Annotated in this window: 13 protein-coding genes; 11 read left to right on the top strand and 2 right to left on the bottom strand. The window is 56.5% G+C overall.

All coding sequences use genetic code 11. The features are described 5' to 3' along the window. The 3 genes from VL688_02475 to VL688_02465 all read left to right on the top strand — a co-directional run. Nucleotides 1-312, top strand: a 312-nt coding sequence (locus VL688_02475; GenBank protein HTL46911.1) for a RidA family protein, incomplete at its 5' end; no start/stop codon positions are given. Next, nucleotides 309-2,285 carry a CPBP family glutamic-type intramembrane protease gene (locus VL688_02470; GenBank protein ID HTL46910.1) on the top strand — a complete coding sequence of 659 codons (1,977 nt, stop codon included), beginning with the start codon at nucleotides 309-311 and terminating at the stop codon, nucleotides 2,283-2,285. The genes VL688_02475 and VL688_02470, both read left to right, overlap by 4 nt. Before the next feature lie 234 nt (nucleotides 2,286-2,519). Further along, nucleotides 2,520-3,362 (top strand): DUF4215 domain-containing protein, encoded by an 843-nt coding sequence (locus VL688_02465; protein HTL46909.1) that lies wholly within the window; start codon nucleotides 2,520-2,522, stop codon nucleotides 3,360-3,362. 3 nt (nucleotides 3,363-3,365) lie between these two features. Here VL688_02465 and VL688_02460 read toward each other — a convergent pair whose 3' ends face one another. After that, nucleotides 3,366-4,709, bottom strand: coding sequence for a HAMP domain-containing protein (locus tag VL688_02460; protein ID HTL46908.1), 1,344 nt, complete (start codon nucleotides 4,707-4,709; stop codon nucleotides 3,366-3,368). A gap of 138 nt (nucleotides 4,710-4,847) precedes the next feature. Here VL688_02460 and VL688_02455 point away from each other — a divergent pair, with 138 nt between their 5' ends. From VL688_02455 to folE, 8 genes are all read left to right on the top strand, one after another. Next, nucleotides 4,848-6,773, top strand: a complete 1,926-nt coding sequence (locus VL688_02455; protein HTL46907.1) for a tetratricopeptide repeat protein — start codon at nucleotides 4,848-4,850, stop codon at nucleotides 6,771-6,773. A 146-nt stretch (nucleotides 6,774-6,919) separates the two neighbouring features. Next, nucleotides 6,920-8,317 carry a hypothetical protein gene (locus VL688_02450; protein ID HTL46906.1) on the top strand — a complete coding sequence of 466 codons (1,398 nt, stop codon included), beginning with the start codon at nucleotides 6,920-6,922 and terminating at the stop codon, nucleotides 8,315-8,317. An 8-nt stretch (nucleotides 8,318-8,325) separates the two neighbouring features. Further along, nucleotides 8,326-8,931: a polysaccharide biosynthesis/export family protein gene (locus tag VL688_02445; GenBank protein HTL46905.1), complete on the top strand. Its 606-nt coding sequence runs from the start codon at nucleotides 8,326-8,328 to the stop codon at nucleotides 8,929-8,931. 17 nt (nucleotides 8,932-8,948) lie between these two features. Next, nucleotides 8,949-10,772, top strand: a complete 1,824-nt coding sequence (locus VL688_02440; GenBank protein ID HTL46904.1) for a polysaccharide biosynthesis tyrosine autokinase — start codon at nucleotides 8,949-8,951, stop codon at nucleotides 10,770-10,772. Beyond that, nucleotides 10,772-12,730, top strand: a complete 1,959-nt coding sequence (locus VL688_02435; protein HTL46903.1) for an O-antigen ligase family protein — start codon at nucleotides 10,772-10,774, stop codon at nucleotides 12,728-12,730. Before VL688_02440 ends, VL688_02435 begins: the two co-directional genes overlap by 1 nt. Before the next feature lie 125 nt (nucleotides 12,731-12,855). Then, entirely contained in the window at nucleotides 12,856-14,034 is a 1,179-nt protein-coding gene (locus tag VL688_02430) for an aminotransferase class V-fold PLP-dependent enzyme (GenBank protein HTL46902.1), read from the top strand. Nucleotides 14,035-14,044: 10 nt separating this feature from the next. Further along, nucleotides 14,045-15,067 (top strand): Mrp/NBP35 family ATP-binding protein, encoded by a 1,023-nt coding sequence (locus tag VL688_02425; GenBank protein ID HTL46901.1) that lies wholly within the window; start codon nucleotides 14,045-14,047, stop codon nucleotides 15,065-15,067. After that, nucleotides 15,064-15,687, top strand: coding sequence for a GTP cyclohydrolase I FolE (gene folE, locus VL688_02420; protein ID HTL46900.1), 624 nt, complete (start codon nucleotides 15,064-15,066; stop codon nucleotides 15,685-15,687). The genes VL688_02425 and folE overlap by 4 nt, the downstream gene beginning before the upstream one ends. Here the strand turns inward: folE and lpxD are convergent. Continuing rightward, nucleotides 15,684-16,733, bottom strand: a complete 1,050-nt coding sequence (gene lpxD / locus VL688_02415) for a UDP-3-O-(3-hydroxymyristoyl)glucosamine N-acyltransferase (protein ID HTL46899.1) — start codon at nucleotides 16,731-16,733, stop codon at nucleotides 15,684-15,686. The genes folE and lpxD overlap by 4 nt on opposite strands. Nucleotides 16,734-16,843 lie beyond the last annotated feature (110 nt).

Raw genomic sequence — 16,843 nt, 5'->3', positions numbered from 1 at the left:
GCGGGCCGGGTGGGCAGTGATCTGACGCTCGAGCAGGGAAAGGCCGCGGCCCGCGCGTGCGCGCTCAGCGCGCTCAGCATCATCGGCGCTTCGCTCGGATTTCCCAGCGTGCGGAGAATCGTGAAGGTCACGGGCTTTGTGCAGGCCGCGCCCGGATTTTCGGCGATCCCCGACGTCGTGAACGGCGCTTCCGACCTCTTCGTGCAGGTCTTCGGGGAAGCGGGAAAGCACGCGCGCTCTTCGGTGGGCGTGGCCGAACTGCCGATGCATGCGGCGGTCGAGCTCGAGCTCGTGGTTCAGGTGGTCTTATGACGGCATCCGCTTCCGCCGGCTCGAAGCTGAAACCTTTCTTAAAGTTCGTGGGATTATGCGCGGCTGTCCTTCTCCTCAGCTGCCTGCTCGCGCCGCTGCTCCACAGCTTTCTTCCTTTCAAGTTCGAGCGCATTTTCCGCCGTCTGGTCATGATCTTTACGCTTGCGGCGGTTTTCTTTGCCGTCAAAAGCCGGCGCCTTTATTTCCCGGCTTCGACGCTTGCGTGGAGCCGGTCCAGCCTGATTTTTCTGGCCCTTGGATTTTCCGGCGGCCTCCTTACTTTGGTGCTTCTGGCGGCCGCGAAAGCCGGCCTCGGGATCGTGGGCTGGAACGTGACGGACATGAGTGCCGGGCAATGGGCCTTCCGGATTTTTCTGAGCTTTTTTTCCGCGCTCTTGATCGGCGTGCTCGAAGAGGTTTTTTTTCGCGGGCTGGTGTTCGGCTCCTTGCGTGAAAAATTGCATTGGCCGCTGGGGCTCACCCTGGCCGCGACCAACTTTTTTTATGCCGTCGTCCATTTTCTGAGCGGGAAAAAGCCTTACATCGGCGCCTCGCCCGACTTTTTTGACGCGCTGAAGCTGGTGCTTGCTCCCGTGAAAGACTTCATGCATTGGCAGGACATCCTGCCCGGCGCCATAGGTCTTTTCATCTTCGGGATCATCCTGAACCTTCTTTTGCTCCGCACCGGTACGCTGTATGCCAGTATCGGGCTTCATGCGGGATGCGTCTTTTTTTTGAAAATGGCCGGCGCGCTGACGAGCCATCAGGACAAGATGCTTTTCTATTTCGGTTCAGGCAAGGGCTACGACGGCGTGCTGGGCTGGATCTTTCTAGCGGTCATGGGCGTGGCCCTCCTGGGGATTACCGGCCGCTTGAAAAAAACGGGATTGGCGCTGATTCTGGCGGCGGTTTTTGCTTTTGCCTGCCGGACGGGGCATCCGGCATGGTGCGTCGAGGACGAAGGCTGGACCACGTTTTCCTCCGACAAGGATACTTCTTTGGATTCCACCGATTCCACGGGCGGCGAGCCCGCGCCCGAGGCTTTGCCCTCCGTAGCGCCTTCCGCGCCCAAGCGCAAGGTGGTGTATGCCGTGGATAGCGCGGAAGAAACCGCGGCGTCCGAAGTCCCCACGGTTCCCACCGCGGCCGTAAGCACGCCGCGTAAAACGCTGCCGAAACCTAAACCCAAAATCCCTGTAACGCCGCGGCCCGCGGCCGCAGAAACCCAGGATACTGAAGTCGCGCAGGCTTTTGTTCCGGAACCGGCTTCGACCCCGGCGCCGAAAACGGTGGAGAAAAAAATGCCGCGCGCGGAAATTCCGTTACCCGAGGAGCCTGCACCGGCGCCGCATCCGGTCAAACGCATTACCGCTCCGGCCGCCGCTGAACCGGCCGCGCCCCAAAAGAAAATTTCCCGCAAGCCCGCGGCCGAATCCAAAGCCGCTGTCCCTTTGCCGCAAGTCCCGTCCGGCGGAGGCGAATTGCCCTATGACATCTCGGGGCATCTTCCGGAAGCACAGGTCTCCACGATCGAAGACCAGGTGGTCGTCACGCCCGCGGCTTGGAAAGAGAACGGTTTTTATTTCGAAAAAGAGGAAGGGGATGCCGCGGTAGCCTTGCGCGAGGAAAGTTATAACGGACAAAATCAAAAGGGAATCTTCGTGGAGCCGGTTCAAAACGGCATCCGGAGAATCCGGTTTCCCCATGTCCCGCCGGCCCGGACGCTTGTGGTTCAGTACGGCATTGCGGATGCCGGTTTCGAACAGAACGTGAAGTCCGCCATTTACCTGCGCATCTGGGCGGGGCATCACCTGCTGAAAAGGATCCGCGTCTTGAATGAAAAAGGCTGGAAAAACGAGCCTATCGATCTGGGTGTCATTGCCTTTCTCAAGAAACCCGTGGTCCTGACTTTTGACGTGACTGCGGATGACGCAACTCAACGCCATTTCAGCTTTTATGCCGAGATGAAGTAGCCTGCGGCACCCGTTTTCCGGCCTTCTTTTGCAGTCCTGCCTTTTCTCATTTATCTTTTAAAGAAGCGGGTTTTAAGACGGAAACCATGAAATCCGTCACAGGAGGGGGCTGTGGAGCGTTGGAAACGTTGGGTCGCAATCCTTGGCGTCATGGCCCTGTTATGCCCTTTTCCCGCCCATGCTCAGGATACTTCCGAAACCACGGACGAAAGCACGCCTCAAAAAGAAATCCAAGTGCCCGAAACTTCCGCTCCCACCATCCTGACGCCGCCGCCTGTCCTTCCGTCTTTTTATAACAATCCTGTCTTCGCGGAGAACCGGGAAATTCCCGGACGCTCCCTGAGCGCTGTTTTTGCCGTATGCGGCGACGGTGTTTACGATCCCGGCGAAGAGTGCGATGACGGCAACCGCGAAGACGGCGACGGCTGCAGCTCACTTTGCCGGCTCGAAGACATTGCCGCGTGCGGCAACGGCACCGTGAATCCCGGCGAAACCTGCGATGACGGCAACGTCGCGGACGGCGACAGCTGCTCGGCCACGTGCCAATCGGAAGGAAGCTGCGGCGACGGAAATCTGGACCCAGGAGAACAATGCGACGACGGCAATACGGCCATCGGAGACGGATGCAGCTCGAAATGCGTGCTCGAAGTTTCCGCGAAGGAGAAAAAAGAGAATCCATTTGCGGAAGTCAGTCCGAGTCCGGATGCCAAAAAAGAGAAGCTTACGGCTTCGCCGAGCCCGAGCGTGAGTCCCAGCCCGACGCCCAGCGCTTCGGTCGAGACCGTCGAAGGCGACAACGGTACGAAAACGGAATATCTCAAGGGGCGGGGCGTTACGGTGCCGCCCGGCTGTTTGGCGACCTGCACCGTCGCCCGGGAATACCGCGGAGACAAGCTGGTCCGCGAATTCGAAGTGCTCGGGGACCGGCAGATTACGGGCGGGACTTACGTTTCTTCGGACGGCGAATTCGACTGCCGGACGGGAAGGCCTATCAGCGTTTCCAGCAATTCCCTGCAGACTGCGGCCGAGGAAATCGCCGACGGCAACTCGGCCACGGTCGTCAGCTGCAGCCTCTAACGCTCACTCCTTGATCAGGTACGAGCTCTCGATGGTCTTTTTCACTTCTTTTTTGACCGTGACCGCCGCGCTCATGCATTCGAAGTAATCCGCGAAATCTTTTTTGACATTGGACACGCCCGCCAGAGAAACGGCGAGCAGGGGGAATTGCGTCAGGACTTCCTCACCCGTTTCCGCCAGGCGCCGGCGGTCGATCTGCATCGTATAGCCGCGCTCGTAGTCCTCTTTCGGATAAAGGGCCTTCACGACGACCTTTTCGAATTCCGCGCAGATGTAGTCGCCGATAGCGACGGCCCTCTGAGGACGGGTGATGACCACGAAGTCGTCGCCGCCCTGATGGCCGATAAAATCATCGTCGCCGCCTTTTTCTTTCAGCGCTTTTTTAAGCAGGTCCGCGGTCATCTTGATCGCGTCGTCGCCTTTGGCCAGTCCGAAGTGGTCGTTGAAGACCTTGAACCGGTCAAGGTCCGTATGAAAAAGCACGAATTTCTGGCGCTCCATGATCCTCTTTTTGAGGTCCTGGAAAATTCCCTGGTTTCCCGGCAGGTGCGTGAGCGGGTTGGAATCCTGGGCCTTCTGCTGCATCTCTTTGAGCGAGTCGCTCATCTTGTTGAATGTGCGCGCGAGGATCTCGATCTCGTCCCCGGTCTGGATGTCGACGTGCTTGCCGAGATTGCCTTTAACGATTTCCTGGGTCGCGGCATTCAGCGTCTTGATAGGACGCACGATGGATCGGGAGAGCTTGTAGCCGATGGCCGCGCCGGTCAGGACGATCAGGATCACCATGACAGTCAGCGTCCAGCGGGAATTCGCCAGCGCCTCTTTGACGTTGGCCAGGGGGAATTGCGCGCGCACGATGAGCGTGACGTCTTTCTGCCTTTCGGCCACGGGAATGTAGCAATTGAGCTTCTGACTGCTCTTGTTGACGCGGATGATGTAAGGCTTGCCCTGCTGCTTCTGGAAAAGGCTGAGCTCCACCGCCTTTTCGTCGAAGGCGTCCCATTCCGGATGATCTCCGAAAATGACGGCGTGATCCAAAAGGCTGTAGACGTCCACTTCGATGCCCTCATAAGAATCTTTTAACTGCCCAAAAAAAGATTCCAGATTCGCCTCGTTCCGGAAAGTTTCGGGAGCATTTTGAAGGGCGATTTTGATCGCGCTCTGCAGGGATTCGAAAGCGAAGCGGCTTTTGATTTGATACGAGTCATTCAGGCGGCTCATTTCGTTGCCGAGCTGGATGCCGGCAAAAACGAGGATCAAAATCGAGAGGGGGACGATGAGCCCCGTCATGATTCGGAAGAAGAGCGTGGTCCGGGGAACAAAAGTTCTTCTAACTTCTTTGTCCATAATGTGTTATTTAACGGCCCCTGAGGTTTGAAACTTAACGGTGGGGAGGGGCGATAAATTTGACAGCATATACTATTCTAAGTTATTATTTGATTAAATTAGATACCTAAAATAACACTCTCTTCCAAAGGAAAAACGGTGCGGCGCTTACTGGGTTGGATCTCCGTAACGGGCGGACTCATCCTCGTCATCGTGGTGGGCTTTACCCTCTATTCTCATTTCCTGGTCGATTACTCCCTGGAAAGCCTTGAGATCGCCCTTTCGGCCACGGATAAAAAGCCCGCCGAGTCTTCCACGTCCGCCTATGGTACCAAGGTTTATCAGAAATTGATAGAGGGCATGGCCATCGAAGAGGCAACGCAGAAAGAAGCCGACCTCAAAAACATGGCGCTTCTCGAGCTGGCCTCCCGCTCCTTCGACGAAACCACGACCAGGGCGGGCCGCGAACGCGCGAAGCTTTATCTCAGCCAAACTGTGGAAGCGAAAAGGCCCGGCCGCGCGGAATGGCTCAAAATTCTGGACCACCTTTACCGCCTGATCCGCGATCTGTATTACAAGACGGCTCAATTCTTCAAATACGTCCAAAAAAACTTCACCAAGAAAGAGCAGCAGCCGGTGGAGGTTTCGAGCTACCTGCTCCTGACGCAGGCCGAAGACAAAGAAAAGAAATGGGACCTCGACGCCGCCGCGGATTTGTACCGCCGCTTCCTGAAATTTTATCCCGACCATCCGGAAAACTCCTTTGTCGCACTTAATCTCTCGCACATCCTGATCAAGCAGAAAAAATATCATGAAGCGGAGAGGCTGCTCCGCGGCCTGGCCATGGGGAACGCAGGCATGGAGGAGTACGAGCTCGCCTCCAATCTGCTGAAAAAAATCGAGGACCTGAAGAAACGCGACGTCGAGATCGCGCAGCTCGAAAATCTTTTGGCTACGCAGGGAGAGGGGCCTGAAGCCGACAAAATCAGGCTGCAGCTCGGGCTCCAATACCTCCACTCTTATTCGCTCCAGCGCGCGCAGGAAATATTCAAGCTGCTCGAAAATGCCCCGGACGAAAAGATACGGCTCAAGGCGCGTTTTTATCTGGGATGGATCTATAAGCTCCAGGCCCAGTACGACCAGGGCGCGAGTGTCCTGCTCAAACTGTCCGAAGAAGGAGATCTCGGAGAAGAAATGGGGCTGAGCCTGGACGCGCAGCTCGCGGATATTTATTACCAGAAAAACGATTCGCAGAAAGCGCTTTCTTATTACGAAAAAATTTCTTCCAAGGCGCCCGCCCAGGACCAGAAAAGCGCCCAAAAGGCTTCCCGCGAAGCCTGGGCCGCACTGGCGGATTCCGAACAGGCCGTCATTTATTATTTTGATTTAAAGGACGCGGAAAAGGGGGCGGAACATCTCCGGCGGGCCGGAAGCAATCTGTCGGCTTATGGCGACGTGACGGACTTGAAGTCCGCATTTAAAAATGCTTCCGAAGTGGATCTGAGGGACATGGGTTTTTATCAGCTGAAAGACGGCAAGGTCTACGAAGCGCTCGAGCTTTTTAAAAAAAAAGTGACTCAGGATCCTAAAGACGCCTGGGCGCAGGCGGGCCTGGCCACGACGTATGTGCTTTTGACGGATCTTTATTCCGCCCGGGAGCACGCGTCGCTGGGATATAAGATTTTGCCGGACCAATTTACAACCGGAGTGCTGGCCTACGTCGTCGCTTATCAGTCCGACTATGACCAGGCCATCGGCCTCTATAAAAATGCGCTGGAGAAAGACCCGAGTTACATTCCCGCGAAGTTCAATCTCGCGGGACTCTATATCGTCAAGGAGCGCTATCAGGACGCGCTGGATTTGCTGGATGAGCTGGAGACAACCTTTGAGGGCCACAATAACATCATGCGGCAAAAAATTCTGAATAACATCGGCTGTGCGCGCTGGTGGCTGGGAGACAAAGACGGTGCCCGGCAAAAATTCGAAGAAGCCTTGGACATCAATTCCGAATTCAAAGATGCCAAGTTGAACTTGTCCCTCATGGCGCAAAACGATGCGCCCCAAACGAGCAGTCTGGGTGGGTAATGCAACGTTGCGTCTCCCGGAATTTTGCGAAGAACGGCCTGCCGCAGGATCCGCTCATGCCGGGAACCTTTTCCGGATCCTCCGGAAAAAAAATCCCAGGGGTTTTAGGAGCAAATATTTTGCATCCGCGGCCGTCTTATCGGAGGATGCGGCTTTATTTTCCGCCGCGGGTATGCCGGGCCCTGCTCTGCGGCCTTTATGTCATCCAGGCGATCCTCTCGGGGCCCCAGCGGGCCTGGGCCGTCGTGGGCCAGGCCGAGCGATTTGACGAAATCAGGGACCAGGACGTGAAAGATTTCCACGAAAATCTGATGGCCGAAGAGAAAGAAAAGCAGCTCCGCATGCTGCAGGACATGCAGGGGAACGTCCCTTCCGAGAATATGGAGTCTTACACCAAGGACCTGGAAGATCTGAAGACGCAGCTCCTGCGCATGCCGAAACGCGACCGGCTGAAATTCGGTCTGGACGGCCAATACACCTACGACAGCAATATCCAGAGGCGTCCGGCGCGGCAGCAGGAAAGCGATTCCGTCTTCGATACTATCGGCTTCGCCGAAGTGGATCTCGGCGGGAAAAAGACCGATCTCCGTTCGGAAGCGCGCGTCGGCAAGCAGTGGAACATGAATTTCCCCATCAGCGATTTTCTGCAGGTCGAGGAAAGGATCCGCTACCGCCGGAAGTATTTCAAAAAAATAACGCATTCGGTCAACTCCAGACTCGCCCGGCACAGCAGCAAGACCATCGAAATCGACGGAAAGAAAGTCCGCTGGGATTCCAATCAGGACACCGCGTTCAATTACGTGGTTTCCAGGAAGCTTTCCGTGAACACGGAATTTAATGCCACGAAACGCCTTTTTACGAGTGAAGCCTCCGATCAGGACTCCCAGTGGGACGTGCTCATGTCGCCGAGCGCGTTTTGGAATTTCACGCCGAAAAGCCGTGTGGCGCTCGGCTACAGTTTCGGGGCGAGCCGCATCCGCAGCAAGACGGGCGATTCCAACAGCCATGAAGTGCATATGGGGTATTTCGGGCGGGTGACACGGAAATCTTCCATCAGCTTTGATTTCGCTTTCAGCCATCAGACGCCGCGCTCCCTGGACACGGCGGCCATCAACACGATCAAGCTCGGGACGGGGTACATCCTGCAGCTGACGCCCAAGAGCCAGCTCACGTTCCAGGCGATCCGGTCGATCCAGAACAGCACTTCGAATTCGCCGAACGAAGAGAGCGTGACCGCGACGAAATCCGATGAGCATTTCACTCACGACAACATCAGCATCTCCTTGAACACCCGGCTGAACCGCAAGCTGACGGCCATCGCAGACGTGGGATTTTCCCATTTCCGCAACAAGGTATCCAAGACGGGGGACGAGGACAATGAGACGCGTCAGCTTTCCTTTCCGATCTCGCTGACCTTCAATTACATGATCGCGAAATGGATCCAGTACCGCCTCCGGTATACTTTTGCTTTCCGGACAGGCGACGAAACCGCCGATACCTATGTAGCCCACACGCTGATGACGGGCGTCAATATGACCTTTTAGGAGTATTTATGAAAACGAGATTCTGGGGACGGATCGGGCTGAGCATGGCCGTGCTTCTTTTTTTGGCCGTTTCCTCCGCCGGCGCGGCCGACGACGAGGGGGCCAAAGTGGACGAGTCTTACATCCTGCAGCCGGGCGACAAATTGAACATCAAAATTTATCCGGAAGACGAATACCTCAAAGGCGGAACGGCCGAAATCAGCAGCGAAGGCAACATCACGCTGCCGCTCCTGGGGAAAATCGGCGTGGCGGGAAAAAAAGTGCCGGACGCGGAAAATGCGATCGCGGACCTCCTGAACAACGAATATATCGTGAATCCTCAAGTCGTCATCGAAGTGCTGGCCTACCAGGCGAGCTCTTTCGTGGTGCTGGGGCAGGTTCTCAAGCCGGGGACGTATGAATTTCCTCCCGGATCCAAGAAGCTGACGCTGCTCAAGGCAATCTCTCTGGCAGGCGGATTTTCCGACATCGCCAACATCAAGAAGATCAAGATCGTGCGGAAAAGCACGGGCGAAACGCTGGATGCGAATGCCGAGGAGATCATCAGCGGCAATTCTGCCGATATAGAAATCAAAGCCAACGACATCATCAATGTCAGTGAAAGCAGATTTTAACGGATGGTCGGTTTGATATGAGCAATTACATCCGGGTGCCCGGAACGTACGGCGGTTATCCAGACGATCTGGAAAAGCCGTTCGATTATAAATATTACTTTTACCTGTTCAAAAAATACTTTTACATCGTGATCACGTTCTTCCTGATCACGGTCACGCTCACGACGATCTATGTCGCCAAGATTCCCGACAAATATCTTGCCGCGGCCCAGATCATTATCGAGCGCCCGCCCAATCCGGCCATGGACGAGAGCGTCGATAAGGACATGTCCGCCGAGAGCTGGTCCGAAGATTACTACAAGACTCAGCTCGAGATCCTCACCGGGCCGACCGTCCTGCGCCAGGTCATCAATGATCTGAAGCTCACTCATTATTTCGAAAACGACGACGAAGACGCCATTGTGGCCAAAATCCGCGGCATGCTGACAGTCAGCCGCATCAAGCAAAGCCGCCTTTTCAACATCCAGGTGATTACCGCCGAAGCCCGTCTTTCGGCCAACGTCGCCAACGCTGTGGCGCGCGCCTACATCCGGAAAAACTTCGAAGACTCCCTTTATTATTCCAAGGAGCTGCTGGCCTGGCTTCCCCAGCAGGGAGGGGCGGATTCGGACGTTATTTCCATCGAAGATCCCTTCGGCAATGTGCGCCAGCTCAACAGGGAAGAACTGATCGAGAGCCTTCCCACCATCCAGACCGACCCGACCATCCGCGGGCTCAAGGAAAGAAAGAGCGCGCTGGAATCGGAATTGAAATTGCTGCTCAAGCAATACCGCGAGAAGCACCCCAAGATCATCAAGGCGCGTTCCACGCTGAAATTCCTGGAAGAAAGCATCGATGCCGAGAAGAAGAGAATCATCGAAGGCTTGAAGGCCCGCGCCCAGGGAACCCTCCAGACCAGCCACGGCCGCGTCATCGAAGAGGCGTCTCCTCCGGTGGCGCCCATCGGCCCGGACCGGGTGAAAATGATTCTGATCGTGGCGGTCGGAGAACTTTTCCTGAGCTTCCTGCTGATCTTCCTTCTGGATTATTTCGACGATACCATCCATGCGCTCGAAGACCTGGAGCGCAAGGGCGTCATGCTGCCCTTTTTGGGGCCGGTTCCGCTGTTGAAAGGCAAGCAGCTGCTTTACGATGAGAAATCGATCGTCGTTTACCATGAAAAGCATGCGGAAATCACGGAATCCTTCCGGTATCTCCGCGTGGCCATCAACTTTTCCGCGCCGCCGGAATCTCTGAAAAACCTCGTCCTCACGAGCTGCCTGCCGCACGAAGGAAAGTCCTTCGTCAACCACAACATCGCGGCGTCTCTCGCGCTGGACGGCAACAAGACGCTGCTCGTCGACGCGGACTTGAGGCGGCCGGTCGTGCACCGCAGCTTCCGCCTCGACAATGCCACCGGGCTTTCCAACTATCTGACGAGCAGTGTTTCCTTCGAGTCGGTGACGAAGCAGTCTTTCGTCGAAAATCTGACCATTATTCCCAGCGGCCCGATCTCGCCGAATCCTTCCGAAATTCTCGGCTCGGAACGCATGAAGCAGTTTCTGGAGGAGGCCCGCAAAAGATTCGACCGCATCATCATCGACTGCCCGCCGCTTACGGGCATCGGAGACACCTACGTCATCGGCAATCTCATCGGACATGTCATCCTGGTCGTGGCGGCAGGAAAAACGCCTTCCGACCTGATCAAAAAGACCATGCCGCAGCTCGACAAGTCCGGCATCAAGATCATCGGGGTCGTTCTGAATCAGGTGGACATGGACAAGGAGCGCCTAGGCGGCTACTCCAAGCATTACTATCATACGTACACGCGCTATTACAGGCGGTCGGACGGAGGGGATTGATGGCGTGGTCAGCCCCCCTGATCCGCGGCGTCTTCAGAATTTATCTCTGCCTTGTCGTCACCGCGGTCCTTCTCTCCCTGGGCAACCTGTCGTTTCTCGCTTCAAACGGGCTCCATTTTGTTTCCGGAATCGTTCTGCTTCTTTACTTCCTGCTGCGCGTGGCGGAAAGAAAACGCGTCCATCCTTCGCTGCTGCTGGGCAGCTTTGCCGCGCTGCTCTTGTGGCTGACGCTGCAGCAGGCGGGTATCGCGCTGGGTTTTCCGCTTTTTGAAATCCCGTCCGCCTGGTCAAACTGGTTCTCTTTTTTCGGCCTCCTCGCGACCGGGGTCATCGTTTACGCCGTGGCTCTGGAAACGTTTACAAGCCGCGAAGAGCTTGCTTTTTTCCTGAAGTACCTGCTTTTTTCTTCCACCCTGCTCGCGGTCTACTTTATTTACATCTTCTACACATCAGGCGTATCCGTGGAAAAGATTCAGCCGCCTTTTCCGCTGTTGAGCTATCTCGGGCCGCTCAGCGGCATCAGCCTGCAGCCGAACAATCTCGTGGACCTTTTCATCCCCGGATTTTTCGTCGCGCTGTCGCTGATTTTTTATAACTACCGCCGCAAACTCAATCATTCCGATCCCGGAAAAGCTTACAGCGAGATCATTCTTCAGCTCTGCTGTGCCTGCGTGCTGCTAGCCGCCGTGCTTTTTACGAAATCGCGCGCCGGCATTCTTTCGTTCTTCGTCGCACTTGCCTTTTATTTTGTGAATTTTTATCTCTCCCAGCACAGGAAGCGTGGCCCGGTCAAATTTTTGGCATTTGTGTTTGTCATAGCGATCCTTTTTGTCAGCGCGCTTGGCTTGAAGGACGTGGTTCGGGAGCTGGGGACCCTTAAGGAAACATGGGGCACGGAAGTCCAGACCATGGGGGTGCGCAGCATGACGATGGGCGCCAGCTGGCAGCTTGTCCGAATCAAAGGCTGGTTCGGAGTGGGGCTGGGCAATTTTCAGATGGGATGGCTTTTGTTTCACGAGCCGCCGTTCACGGCTTTTCCCATGCGTTCCTATAATGATTTCCTGTGGCTCTGGGCGGAAATGGGAGTTCCCGGCATGCTTTTTTTGATGGGAGGCTTTTTGCTCCTGCTGCTGAAAGGATTGCGCACGGCTTTCAAGACGTCCAGCTGTTTTATTTCCTACACGATCCTCGCTTCGTTGTCGACGCTTGCCTCTTACATGGCGCATTCCATGGTCGATCCGACGCTGTACGTCGAAGCCCTGTTCGTCATGCTCTGCGCCATGCTGGCGGCCGGAGCGGCGTGCATTCATCTCGAAACGCTGGAAACCCAGGAAGAAGCGGTGATCCAGCCGCAATCTAAAGCGAAATTAGGCGTGCCCTTGGTGCTCTTCGCGCTTTCTTTGCCGGTGACCGTTTTTACCGTAATGCAGGTCATGGCTTTTTTTACGGCAGGGCATTCGGATGACATTGCCGTGCTGTCCCGCGCCATGCAGATGGATCCGACCAATCCGAATTATCCGCGGCAAATCGCTTTCCGCTATTACGCGGACTATGCGCAAAAGAAGGATCCCGAGGTCTTCAAGAAAGCCTTGAGCGCCCTGGATGAAGCCATTCGCCGCGATCCTTTCAATCTCAACTCATACCGCAAGCGTGCCGAGATGTTCTTGTCGAGCGGCGACCTGCAGGGCGTGAACCGCTCCATCGAACTGATGCAGGAGAGGCTGCCGGACTTTTATCAGGGAGAAATGACGGCGGCGGCCTTTTACATGGATGCGGCCATGGCCTCGGCGGCGGAACAGGCCGCGAAATTCAAAGCGCTTGCCCTTCGTTACTATGCCCGGGCCTTGGATCTCAATCCCGCCGCCTCAAAGTGGCGCGATCTCTATCCTCTCATGGCCGAAGCCTCCTCGCAGGAATTCGAAAATCTTCTTACGCAAAAAGCCCCTCCCGCCGCCTAGAGTGCCCCCAGGCTTGACATTGCCGGAGCGCATGGCATAATGATGGTTTAAATTCTTCAGGTCAATCCTAACCCCATTGGTTACAAGGGTTAAGAAAAACAAAAACGGTTCAGCCCCGCTTCCTTATGAAAACCTACTACCTGGACAACAATGCGACGACTCCCTTGGCCGAAGCTGTTTGGCGCAAGATGGAGCCGTTTCTGAAATCGGAATACGGAAATCCTTCCAGCCTGCATCATCGCGGGCGTGGGCCGGCCAAGGCCTTACGCGAATCCCGGGCCATGACTGCCGCACTGCTCGGAGCCGCTGACGAACGGGAGATCATCTTCACCAGCTGCGGGAGCGAGAGTAACAATGCGGCCATCCTTTCCGCCCTGGCGACGGCGCCGGAAAAACGCAGGATCGTGACAAGCGCCGTGGAGCATTCCAGCATCCGCAAGCTTTGCCGTTTCCTGGCGAAAAAAGGTTATGACGTCGTAGAAGTCGGCGTGAGCGCTCAGGGATTTTTGCTGATCGATGAGCTGCGCCGCGTGCTCGACGACAAGACGGCCATTGTTTCCCTGATGCTTGCCAACAACGAAACGGGCGCGCTTTTCCCGATCGACGAAATCGGCGCGCTGGTCAAAGAACGCGGGGCTCTTTTTCATGTCGACGCCGTGCAAGCCGTGGGCAAATACCTTCTCAACGTCAAGCAGAGCCCGGTTGATTTTCTCTCGCTTTCCGCGCACAAGCTCTACGGCCCCAAAGGCGTCGGCGCGCTTTACGTGCGCCAGGGAACGCCCTTTCAGCCTTTTTTGATGGGCGGCGGGCAGGAGCGGGGGCGCCGGGCCGGCACCGAAAACGTGGCTGGCATCGTGGGGCTCGGAGCGGCCTGCGAGCTTGCGCTTTCGGACCTGCCGAAAGAAATCGAACGCCTCAAGAAACTGCGCGCTTCTTTCGAAGAGACGCTTTGTTCGCAGTTTCACGCGGTCGTGAATGGGGACCTGACGCGCCGGCTGCCCACGACCAGCAATCTCCGCTTCCCGGGCATGGACGCGGAAGCGTTCATGATGGCGCTGGACCAGCGGGGAGTCTGCGTTTCCAGCGGATCCGCATGCATGAGCGGTTCGCCGGAACCTTCTCACGTCCTGAAAGCCATGGGGCTTACGGACGAAGAAGCCAATTCTTCCCTCCGTTTCAGCTTTGGCCGTTTCACGACCGAGCACGACATCCAGGACGTCGTCAAGATCATCCGCGAGACGCTGGATTATTTCAAGGAAGTTGATCGCGGATCGCGGCTTAATTCCAACAAGGCAGCTTTGTAAGAGGATGCAGATGACACGGGATGAAATTTTAACGGCGCTCAAAGCAGTCATGGACCCTGAGCTCAAGCGGGACATTGTCGCGCTCGGCATGGTGCGTGACGTCCAGTTCGAAGGCAGCAAGGTGTTTGTCCAGCTTGAGGTGACGTCGCCGTCTGCGACTTTTCGCGAGAGTTTGAAAAAGGCCGTCCGCGACAGCCTGATGAGTTTGAAGGGCGTGGAGGACGTGACCGTGCAGTTCGCGGCCGCGACAAAAGCCGGCACGCCTTTCGCCGCGAAATTTCCCATTCCGGGCATCAAGCACATCATCGCCGTGGCCAGCGGCAAAGGTGGCGTGGGCAAGACCACGGCTTCCGTTAATCTGGCGCTTGCCTTCAAAAATCTGGGCTACCGCGTAGGCCTCATGGATGGCGACATTTACGGGCCGAATGTTCCGCTGATGCTGGGCGTGTCCGCGGATGCCCGCCCGCAGGTGAGCAGCGAAAACAAACTCATTCCCCTCGAAGCGTACGGCATCAAGATGATCTCGATGGGCGTTCTTGTTCCGGCCGACCAGCCCATGGTCTGGCGCGGGCCCATGCTGCACAGTGCGGTCACGCAATTCCTGCAGAAAGTCGATTGGGGCGAGCTTGATTTCCTTTTCGTCGATCTGCCGCCCGGCACGGGCGATGTCCAGCTTTCGCTCGTCCAGACCGTACCGCTGACCGGGGCCGTCATCGTCACGACGCCGCAGGAAGTCGCGCTGATGGACGTACGCAAAGGCGTGCTCATGTTCCGCAAGACCGAGGTTCCGATCCTCGGCGTCGTGGAAAACATGAGCGGCGAGATTTTCGGCAAGGGCGGCGGAGAAAAAGCCGCGGCCCAGTTTGAAGTTCCTTTTTTAGGCTCGGTGCCGCTGGACCCCCAAGTGCGCATCGGCGGTGACGCCGGCAAACCCGTCACCGCGGTCGATCCGGACCTGGAGGTCAGCAGGGCCTTCAGGCATGCGGCAGATCTGCTCGCCGGCAAACTTCGAAAAGCGGAGGTTCCGTCATGAATTCGGATCACGATCCCGTTTATTTTCCTCATGAATTGAAAGTAGCGAAAGACGCGGAAAAAATAGCCCGCATGCAGGAGCTTGTTCACGAACTGCTGCAGAATTTGGGCGAGGACCCGTCTCGGGAAGGCCTTGCCAAGACGCCCCGGCGGGTGGCGGAGGCCCTGTCTTTTCTGACGCAAGGCTACGACTACGATTTGGACAAGGTGCTGAACGAGGCGATTTTTGCGGAACCTTACGACGAGATGGTCGTGGTGAAAGACATCACGCTTTTTTCCCTCTGCGAGCACCACATGCTGCCGTTTTACGGCAAGGCGCATGTCGCCTACATTCCGAATGGAAAAATCCTGGGGCTGAGCAAGATCCCGCGCGTCGTCGAGATCTTTGCCAAGCGGCTGCAGGTGCAGGAAAGGCTGACGAGCCAGATCGCTGATGCCCTCATGAAGGCCTTGAATCCGCGGGGGGTCGGCGTCGTGATCGAAGCTCTCCATCTTTGCATGGCTATGCGCGGGGTGGAGCAGACCAATTCGTACACGATGACGAGCGCGATGCTCGGAAGTTTCCGCGAATGCGACCGGGCGCGGGCGGAATTTCTGAGCCTGATCGGGAAAAAGGGTTAAGCTTTCGCGTCCTGGGCGGACTTATTTTCCAACTCTTCGAGCCGCTTCCTCAAGGCCTTGATTTCCTCGAGCATTTCCGCGGAACGGAGCTGCGCGGCAATCTGCCGGCGGGCTTCGGCGTAAGGGCGGGCGGGTTCGCCGAAAAAGACTTGTTTGGCCGGGACTTTCTTGCCGCTGGGAAAACCCGAACCGGCGCCCACCATGGTCCAATCTCCGATTTCGACATGATCTCCGAAACCGGCCTTGCCTCCCACGGTCACGTGATTTCCGATCTTGGTGCTTCCGGAAATGCCGGTCTGGGCTGAAATCACGGTGTGCTTTCCGATGCTCACATTGTGGCCGACCTGGACCATGTTGTCGATTTTAGAGCCTTCTCCGATGCGGGTTGAGCCGATCGTGGCGCGGTCGATGGTCGCGCAGGCGCCGATCTCGACGTTGTCTTCGAGGACGACATTGCCGACCTGCGGGATTTTCTGCTGTCCCTGCATCGTGGATACGTAACCGAAACCGTCCGCGCCGATGACCGAACTCGCATGGATGACGACGTTCTTGCCCAGCACGGTGTCATGATAGAGTTTCACTCCGGAATGCAGGACCGTGCCCGCGCCGACTTGGCAGTTTCTGTCCACATAGCATTGGGCGCGGATCACGACGTTGTCTCCGATCACCGCATGATCCCCGATGTACGCGAAGGGTTCCACCGTGACGCCCTTGCCGATTTGGGCGGAAGGGGACACAAAGGCTTGTTCGGAAACAGTCCCGGGATAAGTGCGGGGAGGAAAGAATTTCTCTAAAAGCCTGGCCCAGGCCAGCTTGGGCTCGTCGACCTGGATGAGCGTCTTGGCGGAGGTTGTGACGCTTCTGGGAACGATCAGGCAGTCGATCTCCGAAGATTCGAGCTTCTGGGCCAGAACCGGAGTCTGAGCAAAGGTAATGTAGGCTTTCCGGGGAGTTTCGCTGTTGGTGATGCCTTCGATCCGGATGTGGGGGTCGCCGATGACCGTGCCGCCTACGAAGTGGGCGAGTTCTCCTACCGTGGATGTCATAGTCGGGTGAGTATAACAACGGCCCCGGCCTTTGTCAATCAAGGCGGGCAGTATCATTTTGCTTGTTTTTTTTAAATTCGATTTGTATAATGCCATGCTTTTTGTGAAAT

The organism is Verrucomicrobiia bacterium, from assembly GCA_035495615.1.
In the GTDB taxonomy this organism is placed as follows: domain Bacteria; phylum Omnitrophota; class Omnitrophia; order Omnitrophales; family Aquincolibacteriaceae; genus DATJFP01.
Note: the sequence above shows the minus strand (reverse complement) of the source record. Positions and strands in the feature narration are given on the sequence as shown.

Bases quoted from the DNA above. Each gene is read 5' to 3' on its own strand.
- VL688_02450 (HTL46906.1), top strand. From the start codon at position 6,920: ATGCGGCTTTATTTTCCGCCGCGGGTATGCCGGGCCCTGCTCTGCGGC.
- VL688_02430 (HTL46902.1), top strand. From the start codon at position 12,856: ATGAAAACCTACTACCTGGACAACAATGCGACGACTCCCTTGGCCGAA.
- VL688_02445 (HTL46905.1), top strand. From the start codon at position 8,326: ATGAAAACGAGATTCTGGGGACGGATCGGGCTGAGCATGGCCGTGCTT.
- lpxD (HTL46899.1), bottom strand. From the start codon at position 16,733: ATGACATCCACGGTAGGAGAACTCGCCCACTTCGTAGGCGGCACGGTC.
- VL688_02440 (HTL46904.1), top strand. From the start codon at position 8,949: ATGAGCAATTACATCCGGGTGCCCGGAACGTACGGCGGTTATCCAGAC.
- VL688_02435 (HTL46903.1), top strand. From the start codon at position 10,772: ATGGCGTGGTCAGCCCCCCTGATCCGCGGCGTCTTCAGAATTTATCTC.
- VL688_02470 (HTL46910.1), top strand. From the start codon at position 309: ATGACGGCATCCGCTTCCGCCGGCTCGAAGCTGAAACCTTTCTTAAAG.
- VL688_02425 (HTL46901.1), top strand. From the start codon at position 14,045: ATGACACGGGATGAAATTTTAACGGCGCTCAAAGCAGTCATGGACCCT.
- VL688_02460 (HTL46908.1), bottom strand. From the start codon at position 4,709: ATGGACAAAGAAGTTAGAAGAACTTTTGTTCCCCGGACCACGCTCTTC.
- folE (HTL46900.1), top strand. From the start codon at position 15,064: ATGAATTCGGATCACGATCCCGTTTATTTTCCTCATGAATTGAAAGTA.